The sequence below is a fragment of the Enterococcus sp. DIV0876 genome (genome assembly GCF_050529585.1).
In the GTDB taxonomy this organism is placed as follows: domain Bacteria; phylum Bacillota; class Bacilli; order Lactobacillales; family Enterococcaceae; genus Enterococcus_D.
Genome location: NZ_CP172882.1, coordinates 648,021 through 668,423, shown reverse-complemented (window position 1 = coordinate 668,423; position 20,403 = coordinate 648,021). Strand labels below are relative to the sequence as shown.

The 20,403-nt window shown below is 40.1% G+C and carries 19 protein-coding genes; 5 read left to right on the top strand and 14 right to left on the bottom strand.

The window, feature by feature from the left end; genetic code table 11:
* Position 1: 1 nt before the first annotated feature.
* Together IGI41_RS03140 and IGI41_RS03135 are read right to left on the bottom strand one after the other, a co-directional pair.
* The gene (locus IGI41_RS03140) at positions 2-1,444 is read right to left on the bottom strand and encodes a family 1 glycosylhydrolase (protein WP_430611276.1); all 1,443 of its coding nucleotides are present in this window, start codon (positions 1,442-1,444) and stop codon (positions 2-4) included.
* Positions 1,441-3,312 carry a beta-glucoside-specific PTS transporter subunit IIABC gene (locus IGI41_RS03135; RefSeq protein ID WP_430612703.1) on the bottom strand — a complete coding sequence of 624 codons (1,872 nt, stop codon included), beginning with the start codon at positions 3,310-3,312 and terminating at the stop codon, positions 1,441-1,443. The genes IGI41_RS03140 and IGI41_RS03135 overlap by 4 nt, the downstream gene beginning before the upstream one ends.
* Positions 3,313-3,421: 109 nt before the next feature.
* Between IGI41_RS03135 and IGI41_RS03130 the strand changes: the two genes are divergently transcribed.
* Entirely contained in the window at positions 3,422-4,225 is an 804-nt protein-coding gene (locus IGI41_RS03130; RefSeq protein ID WP_430611275.1) for a MurR/RpiR family transcriptional regulator, read from the top strand.
* 145 nt (positions 4,226-4,370) lie between these two features.
* A complete protein-coding gene (locus tag IGI41_RS03125) occupies positions 4,371-4,952 on the top strand; it encodes a polymer-forming cytoskeletal protein (RefSeq protein ID WP_430611274.1) in 582 nt (193 codons plus the stop codon).
* A gap of 180 nt (positions 4,953-5,132) precedes the next feature.
* Here IGI41_RS03125 and IGI41_RS03120 read toward each other — a convergent pair whose 3' ends face one another.
* From IGI41_RS03120 to IGI41_RS03110, 3 genes are all read right to left on the bottom strand, one after another.
* Complete coding sequence (locus IGI41_RS03120; RefSeq protein ID WP_430611273.1) at positions 5,133-6,800, bottom strand: peptide ABC transporter substrate-binding protein; 1,668 nt, start codon at positions 6,798-6,800, stop codon at positions 5,133-5,135.
* 220 nt (positions 6,801-7,020) lie between these two features.
* A complete protein-coding gene (locus tag IGI41_RS03115) occupies positions 7,021-7,965 on the bottom strand; it encodes a hypothetical protein (protein ID WP_430611272.1) in 945 nt (314 codons plus the stop codon).
* A gap of 121 nt (positions 7,966-8,086) precedes the next feature.
* Positions 8,087-8,722, bottom strand: coding sequence for a GNAT family N-acetyltransferase (locus tag IGI41_RS03110; RefSeq protein ID WP_430611271.1), 636 nt, complete (start codon positions 8,720-8,722; stop codon positions 8,087-8,089).
* 79 nt (positions 8,723-8,801) lie between these two features.
* Between IGI41_RS03110 and IGI41_RS03105 the strand changes: the two genes are divergently transcribed.
* Positions 8,802-9,599, top strand: coding sequence for a MerR family transcriptional regulator (locus IGI41_RS03105; RefSeq protein ID WP_430611270.1), 798 nt, complete (start codon positions 8,802-8,804; stop codon positions 9,597-9,599).
* Between the two features lie 26 nt (positions 9,600-9,625).
* Here the strand turns inward: IGI41_RS03105 and IGI41_RS03100 are convergent, their stop codons facing one another.
* The gene (locus IGI41_RS03100; protein ID WP_430611269.1) at positions 9,626-11,251 is read right to left on the bottom strand and encodes an SH3 domain-containing protein; all 1,626 of its coding nucleotides are present in this window, start codon (positions 11,249-11,251) and stop codon (positions 9,626-9,628) included.
* Between the two features lie 330 nt (positions 11,252-11,581).
* Positions 11,582-13,048 (bottom strand): UDP-N-acetylmuramoyl-L-alanyl-D-glutamate--2,6-diaminopimelate ligase, encoded by a 1,467-nt coding sequence (locus tag IGI41_RS03095; protein ID WP_430611268.1) that lies wholly within the window; start codon positions 13,046-13,048, stop codon positions 11,582-11,584.
* Between the two features lie 201 nt (positions 13,049-13,249).
* Here IGI41_RS03095 and IGI41_RS03090 point away from each other — a divergent pair, with 201 nt between their 5' ends.
* Positions 13,250-13,393 carry a hypothetical protein gene (locus IGI41_RS03090; RefSeq protein ID WP_430611266.1) on the top strand — a complete coding sequence of 48 codons (144 nt, stop codon included), beginning with the start codon at positions 13,250-13,252 and terminating at the stop codon, positions 13,391-13,393.
* Between the two features lie 282 nt (positions 13,394-13,675).
* On the opposite strand, the gene IGI41_RS03085 is transcribed toward IGI41_RS03090, so the two are convergent.
* From IGI41_RS03085 to groES, 7 genes are all read right to left on the bottom strand, one after another.
* Complete coding sequence (locus tag IGI41_RS03085) at positions 13,676-14,134, bottom strand: GNAT family N-acetyltransferase (protein WP_430611265.1); 459 nt, start codon at positions 14,132-14,134, stop codon at positions 13,676-13,678.
* On the bottom strand, positions 14,131-14,454 hold the full coding sequence (locus IGI41_RS03080; RefSeq protein ID WP_430611264.1) for a MazG-like family protein: 324 nt from the start codon (positions 14,452-14,454) through the stop codon (positions 14,131-14,133). The genes IGI41_RS03085 and IGI41_RS03080 overlap by 4 nt, the downstream gene beginning before the upstream one ends.
* A 107-nt stretch (positions 14,455-14,561) precedes the next feature.
* Complete coding sequence (locus IGI41_RS03075; protein WP_430611263.1) at positions 14,562-15,881, bottom strand: glycosyltransferase family 2 protein; 1,320 nt, start codon at positions 15,879-15,881, stop codon at positions 14,562-14,564.
* Between the two features lie 2 nt (positions 15,882-15,883).
* Complete coding sequence (locus IGI41_RS03070) at positions 15,884-16,387, bottom strand: hypothetical protein (protein ID WP_430611262.1); 504 nt, start codon at positions 16,385-16,387, stop codon at positions 15,884-15,886.
* Between the two features lie 127 nt (positions 16,388-16,514).
* A complete protein-coding gene (locus tag IGI41_RS03065) occupies positions 16,515-17,135 on the bottom strand; it encodes a YcjF family protein (RefSeq protein WP_430612701.1) in 621 nt (206 codons plus the stop codon).
* Between the two features lie 466 nt (positions 17,136-17,601).
* Complete coding sequence (gene groL / locus IGI41_RS03060) at positions 17,602-19,233, bottom strand: chaperonin GroEL (protein WP_430611261.1); 1,632 nt, start codon at positions 19,231-19,233, stop codon at positions 17,602-17,604.
* Between the two features lie 28 nt (positions 19,234-19,261).
* A complete protein-coding gene (gene groES / locus IGI41_RS03055; protein ID WP_430611260.1) occupies positions 19,262-19,546 on the bottom strand; it encodes a co-chaperone GroES in 285 nt (94 codons plus the stop codon).
* Between the two features lie 205 nt (positions 19,547-19,751).
* Here groES and IGI41_RS03050 point away from each other — a divergent pair, with 205 nt between their 5' ends.
* Entirely contained in the window at positions 19,752-20,396 is a 645-nt protein-coding gene (locus IGI41_RS03050; RefSeq protein WP_430611259.1) for a CPBP family intramembrane glutamic endopeptidase, read from the top strand.
* Positions 20,397-20,403 lie beyond the last annotated feature (7 nt).

Here is a 20,403-nt window from a genome sequence, read left to right as displayed (position 1 = left end):
ATTATTCTACCTCCTTCACGTACGCTCGATAAGTCAAATCAGTACCATTTGATTCGATCACTTGTTTGTAATAATCAAAGCTGGCTTTCTTATGACGTGATAAATCACCGCTACCATCGTTTTGCTTATCGACATAAATGAACCCATAACGTTTCTCCATTTCCCCAGTTCCTGCTGAAACGATATCAATTGGTCCCCACCATGTATAGCCGATAATCGTCGCCCCATCTTTGATCGATTCAGCCATTGCTTCTACGTGATCCTTTAAATAGACCATCCGATCCTGATCAATGATCTGACCATCTTGTTGCACGACATCTTTCAACCCGATGCCATTTTCAACAATAAATAACGGTTTTTGATAGCGGTCTGTCAATTCACTGCAGACGTAACGCAATGCCAATGGGTCGATTGGCCATCCCCAAGCGGTTTCCTTCAGATAAGGATTTTTTTTACCTAAAAGTCCTCCAGTATTGCCTAAGATTTTCATGCCAGCCTCATGCAGTGAACTACGATAAAAACTAAAGCCAAGATAATCACACACGCCATCTTTGATCAACGCTAGGTCTTCATCCGTTATATCTAATGTTAAATGATTGTCAGCGACAATGCGGGCAAAATATTCAGGATAAGCTCCCCGCAACTGAACATCGCTATAAAACAATGAACGTCTCCTCAATTGATAAGACTCAAAAACATCTTGCGGATTACATGTTGCAGGATAGATTGGACTCAGCGAAAGCATACAACCAATTTGGTTGGTTGGATCGATCTTCTTCCCATTCAAGACAGCTTTTGCACTAGCTACAAACATATTGTGACTAGCTTGATAGAGTGCTTGCAGCTTATCTGCTTCATTGTCAAAAGCAAACACATCTACACCAGCTGCTAATAGGGGAATGGTATGGGTATGGTTGATTTCATTAAATGTCATCCAATACTTTACTTTGCCTTGATATCGTTCAAAAACAACTTTTGTATAGCGATCAAAGAAATCAATCAACGCGCGATTTTTCCAGCCGCCATATGCTTTAACAAGGTGCAAGGGCGTTTCAAAATGTGCCAATGTTACAACGGGTTCGATTCCTTTCGCCAGCAATGCATCAAAAAGATCATCATAGAACTGTAATCCTGCTTCATTTGGTTCCATCTCATCTCCATTGGGGAAAATCCGACTCCAAGCAATTGATGTCCGCAGACACTTCAAACCCATTTCTGCAAATAACGCAATATCTTCTGGATATCGATGATAAAAATCGATTGCTTCATGACTAGGATAAAAGCTGTCCTTATCTATATCCAATGATACTTTCTCAATCCTTTTTTCACCGACGGGCAAGATATCTGCCACACTTAACCCTTTCCCTCCTTCCAAATAAGCTCCTTCTGCTTGATTGGCAGCAATTGCGCCGCCCCATAGGAATTCTTTTGGAAATACACTCATGAAATCGCTCCTTTTAGTAAATCATTGGTAACAAATGCTGTCACTTCTTTATCGTTTTGATCTTTGATGGATAAGCCATTTTCCTTCACTTCACTAGTAAATACGAGCATTGTCGTAGGATCATAATTTTTTTGTAAAATAGCCGAGAGATCAAACGTGCCAATCATCTGCCCTTTACTCACTTGGTCCCCTTGTTTGATAGTCATGTCAAAGATTCCCTTTGGCAAGTCTACTGTGTCTAATCCAATATGGACCAACACTTCGGTTCCTTCTGCTGACTGGATGCCAAATGCATGCCCAGTTGGGAAGACTGTCGCCACTTCACCTGTGATTGGTGCATAAATAGTTCCCGTGGTTGGATAAACAGCTAAACCATCTCCCATCGCTCTTGATGAAAAAACTTCATCCTTCACGTCATCAAGTGTAATCACTTGCCCTTCGACTGGTGTCACTACTTGTAGACCGACACCTTCTTCAATGGCTCTTTGTTCTGGCGCTTCATCAAAGCCGAGGATATAAGTTAAAATCGCTGTGCCAAAAAATGCGGCCGCAATCCCAATAACATAATAAACAAACGTATCCCCGAAGAAAGCTGGCAAGGTCGTCAATGCTGGAAAAACATACACGATTGCTTTAGTCTGCATCATCCCCATAAACCCGCCTGTAATTGCGCCAACAATCACCTGTGCAATCAATGGTTTTTTTAATTTAACAGACAATCCATATACGATTGGTTCTGTAATTCCACCAAGCAATGCTGGTAATAATGAAGACAATGCTAAACTCTTCGTGTCTTTTCTCCTAGACCTTAAAAAGACACCTAAAGCAACGCCTGCGCTGGCAAAAGTTGCTGCTGCAATCATCGGGCGTAACGTATCATAACCATATGTGGCTAAATTATTGACCATAATCGGCACGACACCCCAATGAATCCCAATCATAACTAAGAATGTCCAACCGCCGCCAATCAATACGCCTGCCAACAAGCCACTCTTGTCACTTATAAAATTCATAACATTTCCTAAACCATCCCCCAACATGACGCCAACAGGGCCAATGATCAAGACAGTTAGAGGAACCATGATCAACAACGCCACTAAAGATAAAGCAAAGATCTCAATATTCTTTGGTATCACACGTTTTAATAGCTTCTCAAGCTGGCTATAAATATAAATCGAGACGATTGCCGGAATCACCGTACCCGAGTAGCCCATTAATACTGCTGGAATGCCAAAGAAATCAACAGTTACACCATTTTCTGTGACCATCGCAGTAAAATTCGGTTCCAGCAAAGCCGCAACGATTGCCAAAGAGATAAACATATTCGCTTTGAAAATTCGGGCTGCACTGATTGCTAAAAATAAAGGCAAAAAATAAAATACACTATTGCCTGCAGCGGCAAGAATCTTATAGGTGCTGCCTTCCGCATCCATTAACTGATAGGTTGTAAAAACAACCAACAATGCTTTCAGCATACCGGCACCGGCTAATGCAACAATGATTGGATTGAAGATTGCTGACAATACATTGAAGAAACGAATAAAAATATTGCCTTGGTTTTTGGGTTCTTCATCTGCTGCTTCACTTTCCAATGCATGTTGAATTGAATAGTTTTTCATGATCGCCTGAAAAACATCCGCTACATGATTGCCAATAACTACTTGAAATTGCCCATTGCCTTCAATGACGGATAACACACCATCCAATTGCTCAATCGCTTCTTTATGCTGTCTAGCGATATCGACATCCTTTAATTTGAATCGTAATCTAGTGATACAGTGGTATAAATTGACTATATTTTGCTCTCCGCCAACCTGTGTTATAATTTCATCAGCAAGTTTTGTGTAATCTTTTGCCAAATGACTCACTCCTAATTTCAATTTATAAAGCGCTTTATGGACACAATATAACAGATAATTTATCCAAAGGCTGGAAAGTTCGCAATTTGGAAACTGCTTTCAAGAAAGGAGGATTTTTATGGGGCTTTTAATCATTCGATTATTGAATTTACTGAATAATGCACCTGCTGACTCCACCAATTATTTTATTGGTTTAACGATGATCAACCATTATGAAGCAATCAAAACATTGAGTATCGGGGAGTTTGCTGATTTGTGTCACGTATCAAAATCAACCGTATCAAAATTTGCTCGAACACTGGGGTTTGACGATTACAGCGATCTAAAAGATAATGCAGCTTTTATTGAAAATCGCTTCAACAATCCGTTGAATTATCGTTCAAATATCTTATTTGCGATGGAACAAGATGGGATCGAACCCTATTTTGATGCAGTGATCAAAGACATTCTATATTTAAAAGAACATTTGGATATGCCGGCAATCACTAGAGTTGCACAAGCCATCTACGATCACAAAACAGTTTTTGCTTTCGGGATCTTATTTTCTGAATCTGCAGCCATTGATTTCCAGTTCAAATTGGCATACAATGGCAAATTTATTCGTACCTTTCAAGATGATATCGTCCAAGAAGAATTGATTAAATCAGCGGATGAAGATTCTCTCTTTATTATCTTCACTAATTCAGGTGATTATTTAACCAAGCAGCAGATTCGCAATGGAACGCCCAGAAAAGATTTCTTTACACGGACAAAAGCAAAAGTGATGGTCATTACATCTAATCCTGAAATTTCAGAATTTCCCTTTGTTGAAGAAGCACTTGTTTTTCCACACCAAACGAATTATCAGACCCATGCTTATATGTATCAAATGATTACTGATTTAATCGTATCGAGTTTTAAAAAAATCAACGATAAAAAATAAGCCTAAGGGCTTATTTTTTTATTTTCAATTGATATTTATTAAATTTCTCCTCATTTATGTTTTTTGTTTCACAAACTTATCATGTGTATGGTATAATCATTTTGTTTTTAAGAAAACTATGGGATTACAAAAAGGAGAAGGAATCATGAAAAAAACAAAAATTACTTTACTTGCTGCAACATTACTTATGGGAGGTTCTTTATTAGCTGCATGTAGTTCAGATAACGATACAAGCGCTAGCTCAAGTTCAGAAACTGCTGCATCTACTGCAACAACTGAATCAACTGACGATGTTGTTTCAACAGCTTCAGTAAGTGACCAAACTTCAGTGATCGAAAAAGCTTTAAGCGCTGACGGAAACTGGATCGTTGCTGTAACTGATGATATGACTTTCGACGCAGACGTAACTGTTGATGGCGAGTTCCACGATAAAGGTGATGACGCAAGCGACATCTACCGTAAATTTGCTTTATACGCACAAGATGAAGACCGCAATGTCACTGCTGAATACACTGTGACTGTTCCTAAATTGATTGTGAACTCTGAAAACTTCAACATCGTTCACGGTGTCATCAAAGGTGATATCGAAGTAAATGCCAATGGCTTTGTATTGAATGGTGCTAAAGTTGAAGGTAACGTAACCTTTACTTCTAAAGAATTCCAAGACTCAGCAACACTTGACGAAGACGGCGCTTCTGTAACAGGTGACGTAACAGTTAGCGAATAATCAATTTTGTGTGAAATTGATTTTCATAAAACGGAGATAGCAAGGACGTATTCTCGTCCTCTGCTATCTTTTTTTGTTTTTTTATCATAAAACGCATCCGTTTTCATCACTAACATTGTGTAAGTAAGAACAAACAGTTCAAAAAAATAGACTTGCACATGCAAGTCCATTTTTTGATGCTTATTCTTCAATTGATGCCCATTTGTAATCATATTGTGCGCCGGCACCGTGAGAAACCACGCCTTTGACTTTTGGCGCACGTAAATGTGCTTCGACATTTTGATAAACCGGTGTCACACCTTGTTGATCCATAATCACTTTTTCAGCATCTAAGAGATCTTGCCACCGGGCTTCTGGATCACCTGCATTCGTAGATCCTGAAGCCTTCACCGCCGCATCGTATGCTTCATTGCTCCATCGACCACGGTTATATGAATTCCCTGTAACAAATAGATCAGTAAAACTGCTTGCATCTGCATAGTCAGCGCCCCATCCACCCATGACAACATCAAAATCGCCAGTGTTTGAACGATCTAAACGAACTGAGAATGGTACTGGACTTAGTGAGATCTTCACACCGTCTAATGTATCCTGAACAGCACTTTGAATATATTCGATCACTTTCTTGGTAGAGTCGGTATCAGATGCTAAGATTTCAAAATCAAGGGAATCGATCCCCAGTTCTGACTTCGCTGTTTCCCAGTACTCTTTTGCTTTGTCTTGATCGTATTCGATCACACTTCCGGCTTCATCGACAAAGTCTGTATTATCAGTTGGGCTAAACGTCATGCCTGATGGAACCAGTCCTGTTGAGGCAAGCGATCCGTCCCCTAAAATCGATGTAACCAATGCATCACGATCGATTGCCGCTGAGATTGCTTTACGCAGATTGGCATTACGGAAAGGAGAATCTTCATCGATTTGGTTATACTCTAAGTAAGATGTACGAGCCAATGGTTCTGATACAAACGCTTCATCATTTGCCATTTGTTGCGCCAACTCACCAGTTAAAATCACATCGTCTGCTTGTCCGTCTTGGAATAAATTCAACGAAGTAGCAGATTCTTTGACTACACTGACATTGATCGTATCAAGTTTGACACTATCTTTGTCCCAATATTGATCATTTTTTTCGTAAACCCATTCTGTATCAGTACCGGGTCCATCAAACCCACTTAAGACAAATGGCCCATTATACACCGAATTGTCACTTGTTTGTGCATATTGATCACCATTTTCTTCTACCACCGATTGACTTTGCGGGAAGAAAGATGGAAATGCCAGCAAGTAAGGGAAATAAGGTGTTGGTGTTGTCAGTGTAATTTCTAATTCATAATCGCTGACTGCTTTGATACCTAGTTCTGATGCATCTGCGTCCCCAGCTGTAATTGCTTCGGCATTTGCAACTGGTGCAAATAAATACGCATATTCTGACCCAGTCTCAGCACGCACTGTGCGTTGCCAGCCATACACATAATCAGCGGCAGTCACTGGCTCTCCATTGGACCATTTTGCATCTTCTCGCAATTTTAATGTATAGGTTAATCCATCATCACTCACTTCAGCCAATTCAGCTGCGCCGGCTGCTTCTGGCTTGCTGTCAGCATCTAATCGGTAAAGACCTTCATACACATTGTTTAACGCACTAAAACTAATTGTATCAGTTGCCAATGATAAATCTGCACTAGGCATTTCTTGTTGGACAACGACATTGAATACTTGTTCTGCTGCTGCAGTGCCACTACCAGAAGTACTGCTTGCGCCCGTACTAGAAGTCCCTCCTGTTGAACAACCAGCTAATACGATGCCGCAGACTGCAACGATCCCATATCCCCACTTTTTCTTCATCCTACCTACCCCTTGTCGTTTTCTCAATTTTCAGAATTATTATAAAAATCTGAATGTAAATAAGATTTTAATAAATATTAATTATAAAAGCAAGCTTTTTTCTCATTTATTTTTTATCAAATTACTATAAACAATTTATCTGCGTTATTTAAAAGCCAAATATAAGAAAAAAACATAGAGAAAATGATTACCTCCATGTTTTTTATCTACAATTTTTTTATCACATCTTATAACTTTCTTGGGTCTGTTTTCTCTCTCGAATAGCCGACATAATTGTTGGAATCGCCCCGATTGCACTAAATAAGTACACAATGGCTAAATTTCCATAATACTGGCTTCCCTCCAAGTAGCCTTCTCTTATTAGATCAGGCAAAATCCGAAAGGCATAAAAGATATCTACATCTGTATAATAATTGGCCACACTGATCGACCAGTCTAACCGATTCCCAACATACACCATCATCAGCATGATCACCGACACGATGATGATCCCTTTCGTACTCAATTTTTTACCCAGTAGTTCATACCCTTTGATGGAACAAATTGCCATGACAATGCCTGAAATGGCGGCAACATAACCCAATTGTCCCAATAAAATAATCGCACCTGCACCAATCAACGAACCCAAAAAGGCACCCACTGTTCCAGATAAAATGGCTTCTTTCACGTTCCTTTGCTCTCTTGTTTGGATACTGATGGTCTCTTGTTGTTTCTTAAAACAATCATCACAGAGAATAGCTGGCGAGCCTTCGACCGTATAAAGTGAAACGTCAGATTCATTTGTGCCGCATAAAGCACAGGTATCTTGATAACCTAATTTGTGTAAAAATGCGCTGATCGTTTGCAACGATAGCCCCAACTTATCTACCGTTTTAGCAACTGTCATGCCACCACGCAATGTATAGATCACTTGATACCCTTGAATCACGCAGTCGATGATATCTTTTGATTCTTTCACTATTTGTTTCACTTCATCTTGCTGCGGTAATTCCCCCGCTTTATTTAAAGAAAAATTGACCGCAAACGAATAACTATTGTGATTTACTTGAATCAAATACACATGGTATCCCTCATATTCCCCATAGATCACACCATTCTTCCCATCTACCGACAGACCCAGTGGCGCCGCAAATTTCTGCAGTGTTTTCTCCTCTTTCTTATTCATTTTCTCCCCTCTTTCTCCCCATTAATTAATACCTAAAAATGGTATAACTAAAAGCTTAAAGAGAAGATAATTTTATGTCAATTAATTGGTTTATGCTTAAGACTGCTCGTCGCTTAGCGTCTTAATCATTGGCTGGAGAAGTGTAGATAAACAAGTCTAGTTCCTGTCTGTAAGGTGCTTGAACCACGTGCTTCTTCGCCTTTGCGCGTTTCATACCGAGGTGGTCATAGAAGCCGAAGTTACAGGATGTGTCAGTATATAAATAATATGGCGCAGCCCCAATTTGATTGATATATGCTTGAAAGCCAGAAAACAATTGTTTACCAATCCCTGTACCTTGTGTTTTGGGACTGACAGCGAAAAGACCAACTTCTGTTTGAAAAGAAATATTTAGTTCAGACAGCATCTCTTGATTGACGCCAGCTGTTTCTTTCACAACATGCCGAATCAATTGTCGTCCCTCTCGAGACAAAAATAAGTGGTATCCATGAAAGATGGTTTTTAACCCATACTGAAAAGAATACAATTTAGCAGTTTTTCTCGTCACAGCAAGTATCACACCAACAACTTGCTGCCCCATCACCGCCACCTGGCTGTAAGTGGCACGCGATAATTCATAACTGAGAAAAATCGAGGCAAAATGTTGGGCTACCTGTTTGCTATATTTTTTGTCATATTGCCAACTATCTATGATGACTTGCACCAAATCAGAAAAATCTGAGGGTTGATAGTTGCGATATGTTATTTTTTGTTTCATTGAATTTTTCCTCCTATCTCATTGACTTCTTTTATCATAAAGTTTACAGTAACTGTAAAGTCAAGGAGAAAGTATACTTATGTCGCATATCCGTCAATATTTACGTACTGCTGAAATGGCGAAGTTGGCCCATATCAATACGAGAACATTACATTATTATGATGAGATCGGGTTATTTTCCCCCGTCTATAAAGATGCCCATGGCTATCGGTTTTATACAATAGAACAATTGAATGATCTTGGTTTGATTTTATCATTAAAAGAACTTTCGTTATCCTTGAAAGATATTCAACTTCTTTTGCATCAAGATGCATCGGTCGCGAAACAATCATTGATGGCACAAAAAGAAACGATTGAAACAAAAATGGATCAATTAAAAACGATTCATCAATTGTTGACAAGAAAAATCAGCGATCTGGATATAGCCCAGCACCGAATCGGCGTACCGTTGCTGATAGATTTAGAAGAAGCGTATTTACAGTTAAGTCCTTCTGTTGCAGGTATGCCGTTTACTGAACGGTTGGCCATCGGGTACGATTTATTGAAATCACAACCTTATATTTTTGCGAATAACATCTATGGTACAATGACCCATTCAGATAAACAGCAACTATCCGACTATGATTTCTTCTTTGTCCAAAGCGACCACAAGCAACAAGCTACTTTTATCAAACCGGCAGGTCGCTATTTATCCGTCATATACCAAGGAGATGATAACGGCTTGGATGCTTTTTATGCTGATCTAAAGCGGATGATGGGCAAGAAAAATTGGCAAGCTGAAGGGTATTTTTTTGAAAGAACCTTACACGAAACGTTGCTGGCAAACCAGCAAAATTATTTAACCGAAATCCAAGTAAAAATAAAAGATGCTCAGTAGCTGTTTCTTGCTACTGAACATCTTTTTTATTTCACTCTCAACGCAAAGCTTGCAGTACCAAAACCAGACTTGGCCTCAGTGACTGTATAACCTGTGCTTGGCGCATGGATATAACTTGAATTACTCGTTGCGATGGCAACGTGATAGGTATTGCCTTTTTCTCCCCAGAATAATAAGTCTCCTGCTTGTGCTTGAGAAACGGGAATGATCGTGCCGGCACTTTCTTGCGGAACGGTCCAATCACCGATGTTCTTTCCAGTCACTTGTAAGAAGACATAACGGGTAAAACCTGAACAGTCAAATACATCAGGCCCTTTACCGCCCCATTGGTACGGTGTACCAATGTATTTGCGGGCTTCGGCAACGATTGCGGCTCCATTCACACTAGTGGATACATTGGTATTGGATGAATTGCTGCCACTATTTGATGAACTATTGCCCGTATTTGTCGGACTGCTGACTTCTCTGACATAGGCTGCTGTCACCCAGCCGCCGGTAGACAATTTGTACCAAGTTGCGGTACCCCCAACTGTCGTTCCTTGTTTTTGTGCCACAGCCTTGAAAGTTGCATTGCTGCTGAGGCTTGAAACGACGCTAGCTGAAGTCGATGCATCTGATCGAACGTTGATGCCTGTGGTAGCTTGCAAGTTTTTGCTGACTGCTTGTTCTTTGGCGGTATTCGTATTATTGTTTGTTGACGTATTATTAGAAGAATTGCCAGAATTTCCGCTTGTCGCAGCTGCCTTTGTATAAGCCGCTGTGATCCAGCCGCCAGTTGATAGTTTATACCAAGTCTTATTGCCCGCAACAGTCGTGCCGCTTTTTTGAGCAACGACTTTCACTGTTGTACTGTTGCTTAGACTGCCCACGATACTGCCGCTTGTCGATGCGGAAGAACGTACATTTAGCGCACTCGTTGTTTTCACGTTCTTGCTAATCGCCGTTTCCGTTGAACTGGTATTGCTGGTGCTCGAATTGCTGCTGCCAGCATTGCTTACTTCTTGTACATAGGCACTCGTGATCCAACCACCTGATGACAGTTTATACCATTTGGTATTGCCATTGACGGAGGTTCCATTTTTTTGTGCGACAACCTTCACTGTTGCATTCGCGCTTAGTCCGCGAACTACGCTAGCAGTTGTTTGCGCATTGCTACGTACATTTAGTGCTGCTGTGGTTTTCACACTTTTTGACACAGCTGTTTCATTTGTACTGGCTGTATTTGTGTTAGATGTCGACGAAGACGTACCAGACACACTCTTGACATATGCACCAGAGATCCAACCACCTGTTGATAGTTTATACCAAGTCGTATTGCCGTTGACCGATGTACCGCTTTGTTTGGCGACAGCTTTGACCGTTTTATTTGCAGCTACGCCATCAACGATCGACGCACTTGTCGAAGCAGATGCCCGTACATTTAATGACGCTGTTGTCTTAAATTGCTGATTGATCGTTGTAGCACCAGCTGATCTTGATAGCGTAGCCGTTGCTGTATTTGATGTGCCGCTTGTGGTTTCTGTTGCATGAACCAGTGAAGTAAAAACACCTGATGTAGATGCAAGTGCAGCCGTGATCCCTAATCCTTTTTGGACCAAAAGAGACCGTTTATGTTTGATTGAACGCTTGCGCATGACTTTACGAGATTCCAATTAAACACCCCCTGAAACCTCATTTTAACAAAAAATAAAGATTAATGATATTGTTTTCATCTTGTAATTTTTTACCGGACGTTTAATAAAACACGCCGATTGCCAACTTTCGTTATTATTCTTTACGTTTTTTTAATAAAAACAGTCTAAAGTTTATCGCATCAACCATAACAACTTGAACAATCTGCTACACATTGATTTTTTCGTTATTTTAAATCTGCATAAAAAACATAGTTTTTTTTGGACTTTTTTCTCCTTTAAACTATTATTTCATGTTTAAAAAAATCTATTCCACTATATTTATTCAGCGGCGGCCGATTCACGACATATCTATGGTGATATGCGATAAGCGCGTATCATTTCTCGATCATCAAAATGGATAACATCTGTACCGATGATTTGACGCATCTCATGCCCTTTGCCAGCAATCAATACGATATCGCCTGGTATGGCTAAATCTAAAGCACGGTGAATCGCTAACTGACGATCCAGTATAATTTCATAGTTGGTGTTCTTCTGCTGAACAACCATGTCAGAGACAATTTGTGCTGGGTCTTCTGATCGAGGATTATCCATAGTAAATATCGCTTTATCCGCATAACGCATAGCAACTGCTGCCATGAATGGACGTTTTGTTTTATCGCGATCCCCACCACAACCCACAACACAATATATGCGTTGTGGCGCAATCATTTGAATGGTTTGCAATACTTTTTCTAAGCCATCTGGTGTATGGGCATAGTCTACGATGGCAGTTACGTCTTTGACATTTTCTACGGTTTGAAACCGACCACAGATTGGTTCTAGCGCTGGAATCAACGGTACAAGCATATCTATAGTCATTCCTATGCCAATCATGGCCCCAATAGCTGCCAATAGATTTGCCACATTAAATGTACCTATCAATTTGGTCGAGACCTGATAGGATTTCCCCAGATAAGTCAACGTAAACCTAGTCTGGCTACTCATAATGACACAATCAACTGCTTGCAACATTCCTTCACCATTGCAGCCATAGGTCAACACATTGGCACTGGTCATTTGCAACAACCGGCGTCCATATGGATCATCCCAGTTGATCACCGCCAATTTATTTTGTGCTGATGCTTGATTTCCTAATTGTGAAAACAATAAACTTTTGGCTTGGAAATAATTTTCCATCGTCTCATGATAATCCAAGTGATCTTGCGTTAAATTTGTGAATACCGCGACATCAAAATCGATCCCCCATGTACGCCCTCCGTACAACCCATGAGAAGACACTTCTAGTGCTGCGACTGAAATTTCTGATTCAACCATCTGTGCCAACAGCATATGCAAGGTTAAACTATCCGGTGTAGTATTTACTGTATCAATTATTTTATCCGCTATGCGGTTGTGCATCGTACCGACAACAGCTGATTTTTGATCGAGTAAATCGGTCAATTGTCCTATCAATTGTGTAACCGTAGTTTTACCATTGGTACCTGTTACACCCACGACTTGTAGTTGGTGACTTGGTCGCTCATAAAACGCAGCCGCAATTTGCGCTAAGGCTCTCGTTGTATCTGATACTAGGATATAAGGTATCTCGATGTCTTGAGGTCTTGCTTCTACAACCACCATAACTGCCCCATTTGCTATAGCTTCTTGTATTTTTGTATGTCCATCGCAATGGGTTCCTTTAATTGCTACAAACAAACTATTTTCAGCTTTTAATCGGCTATCTTTTGTGACGATTTGAATATCTATTTCTTTTGCTTCATCTTTTAAGGGTGTTAAGAGAAAACAATTCTTGACCAGTGTAGCTAATTTCATCCTATCTCACTTCCTGTATCTGTTTATTCTCGTTGATATATCTTTTATTAGAACATCTGAAACTTAATGGCAACTTAAACAGACAGCGTATTTTCACAATCATCAAACTATAAAAAGCTAATTAATTCGGCATTAAGAACGAAAAAATTTGCAAGTTTGTGAAATTATGCTATAGTATTTATAAGAAAGAGGTGACCGCGTATGAAAACCAAGACCAAAGAGAAAGTTTATGCTGAACGTCAAGATGACTACAAAAAGAAAAAAGAAGAAATTTTCAAAAAAGCCTTAGATTCCGTACCGACCACAGACGAGAAAAAACAAAAAGCCCCAAAAAAAGAAGCGTAATGTGTTATTACGTTTCTTTTTTTGGGGCTTTTTAGACTACATGGATCTTCACACGTTGTTTTCAGCTCTCGGTTTATCTGTCACCTTTTTCAATCAACTTTTAGGATTGATCAAAAGACCATACTCGTGTGACTCATCTATCCAGAAAAGCACACCAAATACTATATTTCGTAGGCGAAAGTAAGTTCCCACAATATATTGTGGATAAACCTGTTGAAACTGTGTATAACTAAAGCCCTAACGCCCATCAAGAGAATAGTTGCGTTTGGGCTTTGACATGTATCAATCAATCGAACGGTAGAGTGTCACATTATCAGGTAACGGTTTGAAGCCATTTTTTGCATAAAACTGAAAGGCAGGCATCGCTGTTTCTGTATCCAATAAGATTGTAGGAATGCCCTTTTGACGTAATTCTTCTTCGATCAGGCGAATAAAAGATGAACCCAGTCCTTGACTTTGATGGTCCGAGGCAATCAGAAAAGTGTCGATCACATATTCTGTTCCTTGATACCACGGTTTAACAAACCCTATGGCATAGCCTAGCAGTTCATTCGTCTCCTTGTTGAGCAAGCCATAGCCAAGAAAGGTGTTCATCTCCATGAGTGCAGTGACATAGCCTGTGATTTGTGGTTCAGTCAACAGATCGTTCCAGGGTTCAGCAGAAAAAACATCGATGTACATCGCTACTGTTTTTTCAAGGAATGTGCTTGTCCATGGGACGATATTTACATTGTTGGTCATCTTTTCTCCTCATCATTTTCCGCATCATCAACCCTTGTAGCATAGCCATTACCATTTGCGACATAGCGCCTTGATGCATTGATTTTCATTTTCGTTTGAATCTCTCTTTCTAAATCTATCTGCAGCAGCTCTGCTATGCCAAAAAGATAAATCGCAACATCTGCCAATTCTTCTCCGACAGATTCCATTTTGCGATAAGCATCGAATGCTTCGGCCACTTCCCCATACAACGCCAAAAACTCTTTTTCAATATTGGTGGTATTAAATTGATGATCGATTTTGTTTTGCAAGATAGCTTTTTGATAATCTTGGATATGCATAATGACTCCTTTTTGAACGATTATAGCATAGGCACAACAACCTGAATGCTATTTTCAAAATAAATCGCTCAACAAAAAAAGAAAGCTTCTCAGCTTTCTTTTTTCTACTATTCTGATTTCTTTCCTTGCCCTTGCCTTTTTGGACTGACCCAAACACCACTCCCATACCCCAAAATCGTTTTGACGGCTGGTACGAATGTAGTAACGATCGTTATCGCATTGATCATCCAATAAAAGAGCATATAGAAAGGTGCAAAGCGAAAATATTTTAGTTTTTTGCGCCCATCATCTACCAACAAACTTGTAAACAACTGAATCGCACCTGCAATCATTTCAAAACAAACAAAAAGAAATGCCATCGTAAACATATGATAGATGCGTTCGTTGTTGCCTTGCAGTATAAAATAAACGAGTGAGCAGACAAAGAGCAGTGATGAGAGCCAAAAAAAGAAGGACCAGATGATACTGAGACTTTGGTCAATAAACATAAAGGTACGACCGATATTCGCGAAAGGATGGGCCATGACCTTCTTAAAATTGGTTAGCCACACTTCAGTTCCGCCTTTTGCCCACCGCTTTCTTTGACGATACAACATTCTAAGGGAATCAGGAACCTCCATGAAAAACATGATCTTCGGCGCAAACAAGGATAACCAGCCTTGAAATTGGTGGTCCCATGCAATACTGATATCTTCAGTCGCACGATTCTGCCGAAACAACCCAACATCCAATAATGCATCTTTACGATACATCGTATTGGCGCCGCTATAAGCATAGATAACCCCTAATACTGCCTGCTGCGTCCTTTTGATGATGCCAACGATACTTGAAAATTCAACTGATTGTGATTTACCAATAATTGTGCTGCGATTCTGAACGTCCATATTGGCAGTAATCGCCGAGATATTGATCGCATCTTGCCGAATATAGTAATTGATATATTTCCATAAGGCGTCTGGCTCAGGAACAGTATCCGCATCATTGCTGAGGATCAGTTCTCCTTTGGCAAAACCAACGCCGACGTTGAAAGCATGGGCTTTTCCTTGATTTTTTTCAATACGTAAAACCCTAAGTTTTGGATATTGTTCCATGAGTCCTTCGAGTATGGCAGGTGTTTGATCTGTCGATCCATCATCAATGACCAAAACTTCATAATTGTCGTAATTTAATTTCTGCATTAAATAATGAATCGTATCCTCGATCACAATTTCTTCGTTATGTGCTGGAACCATAATTGTAATCATCGGCTCAATTTCTTTTGGGATCGGAATCCACTCTAATTGCCGATATCGGAATAAGAAAGTATAACACATCACGCCAATAAACCAAGCAAAGCCGCCTATGATCGGATAGGTGAATAAAATCATCATCAACAGATTTAAAAACACATCCAACCATTCAATCCCCGTATGAAAAACTGTGAACATACTTACACCTCATTTCGCTGAAACAGCGACTTGATTTCCGTTTCTGAAATATTTTGCTCAGGTTTCACAACATAGTATCTAACTTTTTGCCGTTCTTCCTGTTCTCCAAATCGCGCTGTATAAAATTCGGACATAAGCATCTTCCTTTTTTCTAACATCTCCTCATCATGCAAGGATTGTTTATGCAACTGATTTTTGAAACGTCGATTATTTTTTCTTGTTAACAAAACAAACAACACTGTCAATAGTAAAAAAACAACGATCAGGAAAATAAATAGATAGCTAAATGCCGAACGTTCTTCAACATACACGCGAAAATCTAGCCAATCAGCTGTCCGCGGGAAAAAAAACGGAATGGCTAGCCAGATGAATGGAATAAAAATCAATAACCAGGCGATGATCACTAAAATAGTTTGCTTTATCTTTAGTCCCACATTTCCCGGTTCAAAATAGCTATCTGTAACCAATTGTTTACTGACATCCTCGCGGGTGATTTTTTCTTTCACTATTACCCCTCCCATTCTTGATTCATCCATCCAAAACAATACACTGCGACACCGTTTTTTTATCTTGTAACAGCTGCTATAAGATAGGCAGAAAATCCGCATGCCAATGCACCAAGCCTGAATGATGCTACTTTGATATCTTACCAATATTCAATGCATGGATCAACGTATAAAATTGCCCTTTAAAAGACATGACTTGATCAAAAATATCTTCGCCATCGTTCAGCATTTTAACCGTGACCCAACCTAATGCCTCCGTGATCCCTGTGGCGACAGTAGCATTGACCGCTGCACCTGCAACCGTTCCGACTGCTGGGACAAATTTCAATACATTTCCGACAGCACTGCGACCAAAAGTAACGACCACCATTTCTTTCGATAAACTTTTCGTCAAACCTTCAGACCATGGACGACCAAATAAACGATACAAACGGGCCATCATGGTCATCTGCACAGGTACTAGCAAAAAGGCATCAGAAAAAGGGATCGGTGAGCAACCAATAATGGCCGCTGTCAATGATGCTGCATGGATTATCCGATGGGCTTTCTTACGTGTCGCATCGTCGACACCGAGTAAAAACGAATCAAAAACCCGATCCGACTGCTCTTTTCCTTTGGCCATTATTTTTTCTGCTTGCGCTCTTGAGCGACCGTAGCTGTTGCGAATGATTTTAGCCGCTGGTTTCGGTAGCTTTTCAAGCACCGCTTGAAAGAAGATGTTAAATTCTGCCTCTTCTTCAGCATTCAACTGATTTGTGTCAGGTACTACTGTCTTTTCCGCACTATTTTTTCCATGCGCTGGCTCTTGATTTTGTTTTCTCAATCGTTTCACAAAAAAACCTCCTGATTATTTGTATTTACTTTTATACTTATTTTATATCAGGATAACGTTGAAATCTAAAGATTCAACTTATGAAGTTTGTTGGTACAGTGAGCACGATGGTTTTATATGAAAAAAAAGAACCTCGAAAACTCGAGGCTCTACTGTTTTTGCCTGATATTACATCATGCCGCCCAGTTTTAAGTATCTGCCTAACTTGTGTCAACTAGTGTAAAAAATGTTGATATATAAGTATTTCCATTTTAAATAACAACATGCATATTATACACTAGTTCGGACGAATTGAGAAGCCTTGTCCTTTTTGCCCCTTTTCACTACAAAAGTCCAATAAACAACAAAAGAACCCCTATACAAAGGGGTTCTTAGTGTTTAATTACATCATGCCGCCCATACCGCCCATTGATGGGTCCATAGCTGGCGCTGCTGGTGCAGCTGGTTCTGGTTTGTCAGCAACGACTGCTTCAGTCGTTAACAATAATGCAGCAACAGAAGCGGCATTTTGTAGTGCTGAACGTGTTACTTTAGTTGGGTCAACGATTCCTGCTTCAAGCATGTTTACCCATTCGCCAGTTGCAGCATTGAAACCAACACCTAGATCAGCATGTTTTAATTTATCAATAATGACTGAACCTTCGTAACCTGCATTTTCAGCGATTTGACGAACTGGTTCTTCCAAAGCACGCAAGACGATTTTCACACCTGTTGCGGCGTCGCCATCTGATTCGATTGCTGCGACTTTGTTGATCACATTGACTAAGGCAGTTCCCCCACCTGAAACCATGCCTTCCTCAACAGCGGCACGAGTTGCATTCAATGCATCTTCAATACGTAGTTTCAATTCTTTCAATTCTGTTTCAGTTGGTGCACCAACTTTGATTACTGCAACACCGCCAGCTAATTTAGCTAAGCGTTCTTGTAATTTTTCACGATCAAAATCAGATGTTGTATCTGCGATTTGATTTTTGATCAATTGCACACGTGCATCGATACCAGCTTTATCGCCAGCACCTTCTACGATTGTCGTGTTGTCTTTATCCACAACGACTTTGCTTGCTTGACCTAAGTTTTCGATGGTTGCATCTTTTAATTCAAGGCCTAGATCTTCAGTGATCACAGTACCACCAGTTAAGATCGCGATATCTTCTAACATGGCTTTGCGACGATCGCCAAAACCTGGTGCTTTAACAGCAACGACGTTGAATGTACCACGGATTTTGTTCAAAACAAGTGTTGGCAATGCTTCGCCATCGACATCATCTGCAATGATCAATAATGGTTTTGATTGTTGTAAGATTTGTTCTAACAATGGCAAGATGTCTTGGATGTTAGAGATTTTTTTGTCAGTGATCAAGATATATGGATTTTCTAAAGCAGCTTCCATTTTATCATTATCAGTGACCATGTATTGTGATAAGTAGCCACGGTCAAATTGCATACCTTCAACAACATCTAATTCAGTTTCGATCCCTTTTGATTCTTCAATTGTGATGACACCGTCATTGCCAACTTTTTCCATTGCATCAGCAATATATTGACCAACTTTTTCGCTGCCTGAAGATACGGCACCGACTTGTGCAATTGCTTCTTTAGAATCAACGATCGATGAAATGCTGTGCAATTCTTCAACAGCGACTTTTGTTGCCAATTCGATTCCGCGACGAATGCCTAAAGGATTCGCACCTGCAGTCACGTTTTTCAAACCTTCGCGAACGATGGCTTGAGTCAATAATGTCGCAGTCGTTGTACCGTCACCGGCGATATCATTTGTTTTAGATGCAACTTCAGCTACTAATTTCGCACCCATGTTTTCAAAATGATCTTCTAACTCGATTTCTTTTGCGATCGTTACACCATCATTCGTGATCAATGGTGAGCCGTAAGATTTTTCTAAAACAACGTTACGTCCTTTTGGTCCTAAGGTTACTTTTACTGTATCTGCTAATTTATCTACCCCACGCAACATCGCTGCCCGTGCGTCTTCTGCAAATTTAATCTCTTTTGCCATAATTGATTCACCTCAAATTTATTATTTTTTATTCTACGACTGCGATAATATCTTTAGCAGCCACGATCAAATATTCTGTACCTTCGAATTTCACTTCTGTGCCAGCGTATTTTTCGAACATGACTTGTTCGCCTACGTTGACAGCAACAGGAGCTTTTTCACCGTTTTCAAGTGTGCGGCCTTCGCCAACTGCGATCACGGTACCTGTTTGTGGTTTTTCTTTTGCTGCTGATGCAAGCACGATTCCGCCTACAGTTTTTTCCTCTTCTTTTGCGACTTCGATAATCACACGATCACCTAATGGTCTTAACACGATAAATCCCTCCAATAAGTTATAATCAAATTTTACATTAGCACTCTCATCTATCGAGTGCTAACTCACAGTTTTAATATTACTCATTTTCACTTGCTTTTGCAAGCCTTTTGATTATTTTTTTTGTTTTGCTTTAAGGGATAGATACTTTGTTTCTATCGCCTGCCTAGTTTATAATAAACCAAAGGAGTGTGATACTTATATCATGTCATTATCAAAATATTCATTTGCAACCATCCTTACTTACGGAATCGTATTTTTCTTACCTGGTGCCTTTGTAAGTGCCGGTTTGGCAGTTCCTGCCACAACGATCGGCTATCTCGTGGGGGCTGTGATGATGGTCGGCCTCTATTTCTTTCAAAAAGAACCGTTATCCTTTGAGCATCATCGCAGCAAACCTTCAGCAATCTTCATTTATGGGCTATCGGGTATCATTATAGCGATTTTATTGCAAAATGTTGCTGTCTTCATCGAATCGCTTTTTGGTGAAGTCACAGCATCAGAAAATACAGCCAATATTATTCAAATCATCCTGCACCAACCCTTATTTGCCTTAGCTGCGATGGTTGGCGGGCCAATCATGGAAGAATTTGTATTCCGCCGGGCACTGGTGGGCATCATTGGCAAATATACCCATGTGGGGATTGGTATCGGAATCAGCGCCATCGCCTTTGCTTTCGCCCATAATGATGGGCATTTGCTCGTCTATATCTTCTTAGGACTGTTTTTTTCCGGTTTATATGCATTGACCGGCAGTATCTGGACCTCGATGATCACCCATGTAGGGATGAATACGTTAGTGGTGATTGTTCAGCTATTGGTTTACCATGGATATATCCAAGTTCCTTAAAATAAAA

Excerpts from the sequence above, each read along its gene's own strand:
- IGI41_RS03140 (WP_430611276.1), bottom strand. The coding sequence starts at position 1,444 with ATGAGTGTATTTCCAAAAGAATTCCTATGGGGCGGCGCAATTGCTGCC.
- IGI41_RS03130 (WP_430611275.1), top strand. The coding sequence starts at position 3,422 with ATGGGGCTTTTAATCATTCGATTATTGAATTTACTGAATAATGCACCT.
- IGI41_RS03125 (WP_430611274.1), top strand. The coding sequence starts at position 4,371 with ATGAAAAAAACAAAAATTACTTTACTTGCTGCAACATTACTTATGGGA.
- IGI41_RS03120 (WP_430611273.1), bottom strand. The coding sequence starts at position 6,800 with ATGAAGAAAAAGTGGGGATATGGGATCGTTGCAGTCTGCGGCATCGTA.
- IGI41_RS03115 (WP_430611272.1), bottom strand. The coding sequence starts at position 7,965 with ATGAATAAGAAAGAGGAGAAAACACTGCAGAAATTTGCGGCGCCACTG.
- IGI41_RS03110 (WP_430611271.1), bottom strand. The coding sequence starts at position 8,722 with ATGAAACAAAAAATAACATATCGCAACTATCAACCCTCAGATTTTTCT.
- IGI41_RS03105 (WP_430611270.1), top strand. The coding sequence starts at position 8,802 with ATGTCGCATATCCGTCAATATTTACGTACTGCTGAAATGGCGAAGTTG.
- IGI41_RS03095 (WP_430611268.1), bottom strand. The coding sequence starts at position 13,048 with ATGAAATTAGCTACACTGGTCAAGAATTGTTTTCTCTTAACACCCTTA.
- IGI41_RS03090 (WP_430611266.1), top strand. The coding sequence starts at position 13,250 with ATGAAAACCAAGACCAAAGAGAAAGTTTATGCTGAACGTCAAGATGAC.
- IGI41_RS03085 (WP_430611265.1), bottom strand. The coding sequence starts at position 14,134 with ATGACCAACAATGTAAATATCGTCCCATGGACAAGCACATTCCTTGAA.
- IGI41_RS03080 (WP_430611264.1), bottom strand. The coding sequence starts at position 14,454 with ATGCATATCCAAGATTATCAAAAAGCTATCTTGCAAAACAAAATCGAT.
- IGI41_RS03075 (WP_430611263.1), bottom strand. The coding sequence starts at position 15,881 with ATGTTCACAGTTTTTCATACGGGGATTGAATGGTTGGATGTGTTTTTA.
- groL (WP_430611261.1), bottom strand. The coding sequence starts at position 19,233 with ATGGCAAAAGAGATTAAATTTGCAGAAGACGCACGGGCAGCGATGTTG.
- IGI41_RS03050 (WP_430611259.1), top strand. The coding sequence starts at position 19,752 with ATGTCATTATCAAAATATTCATTTGCAACCATCCTTACTTACGGAATC.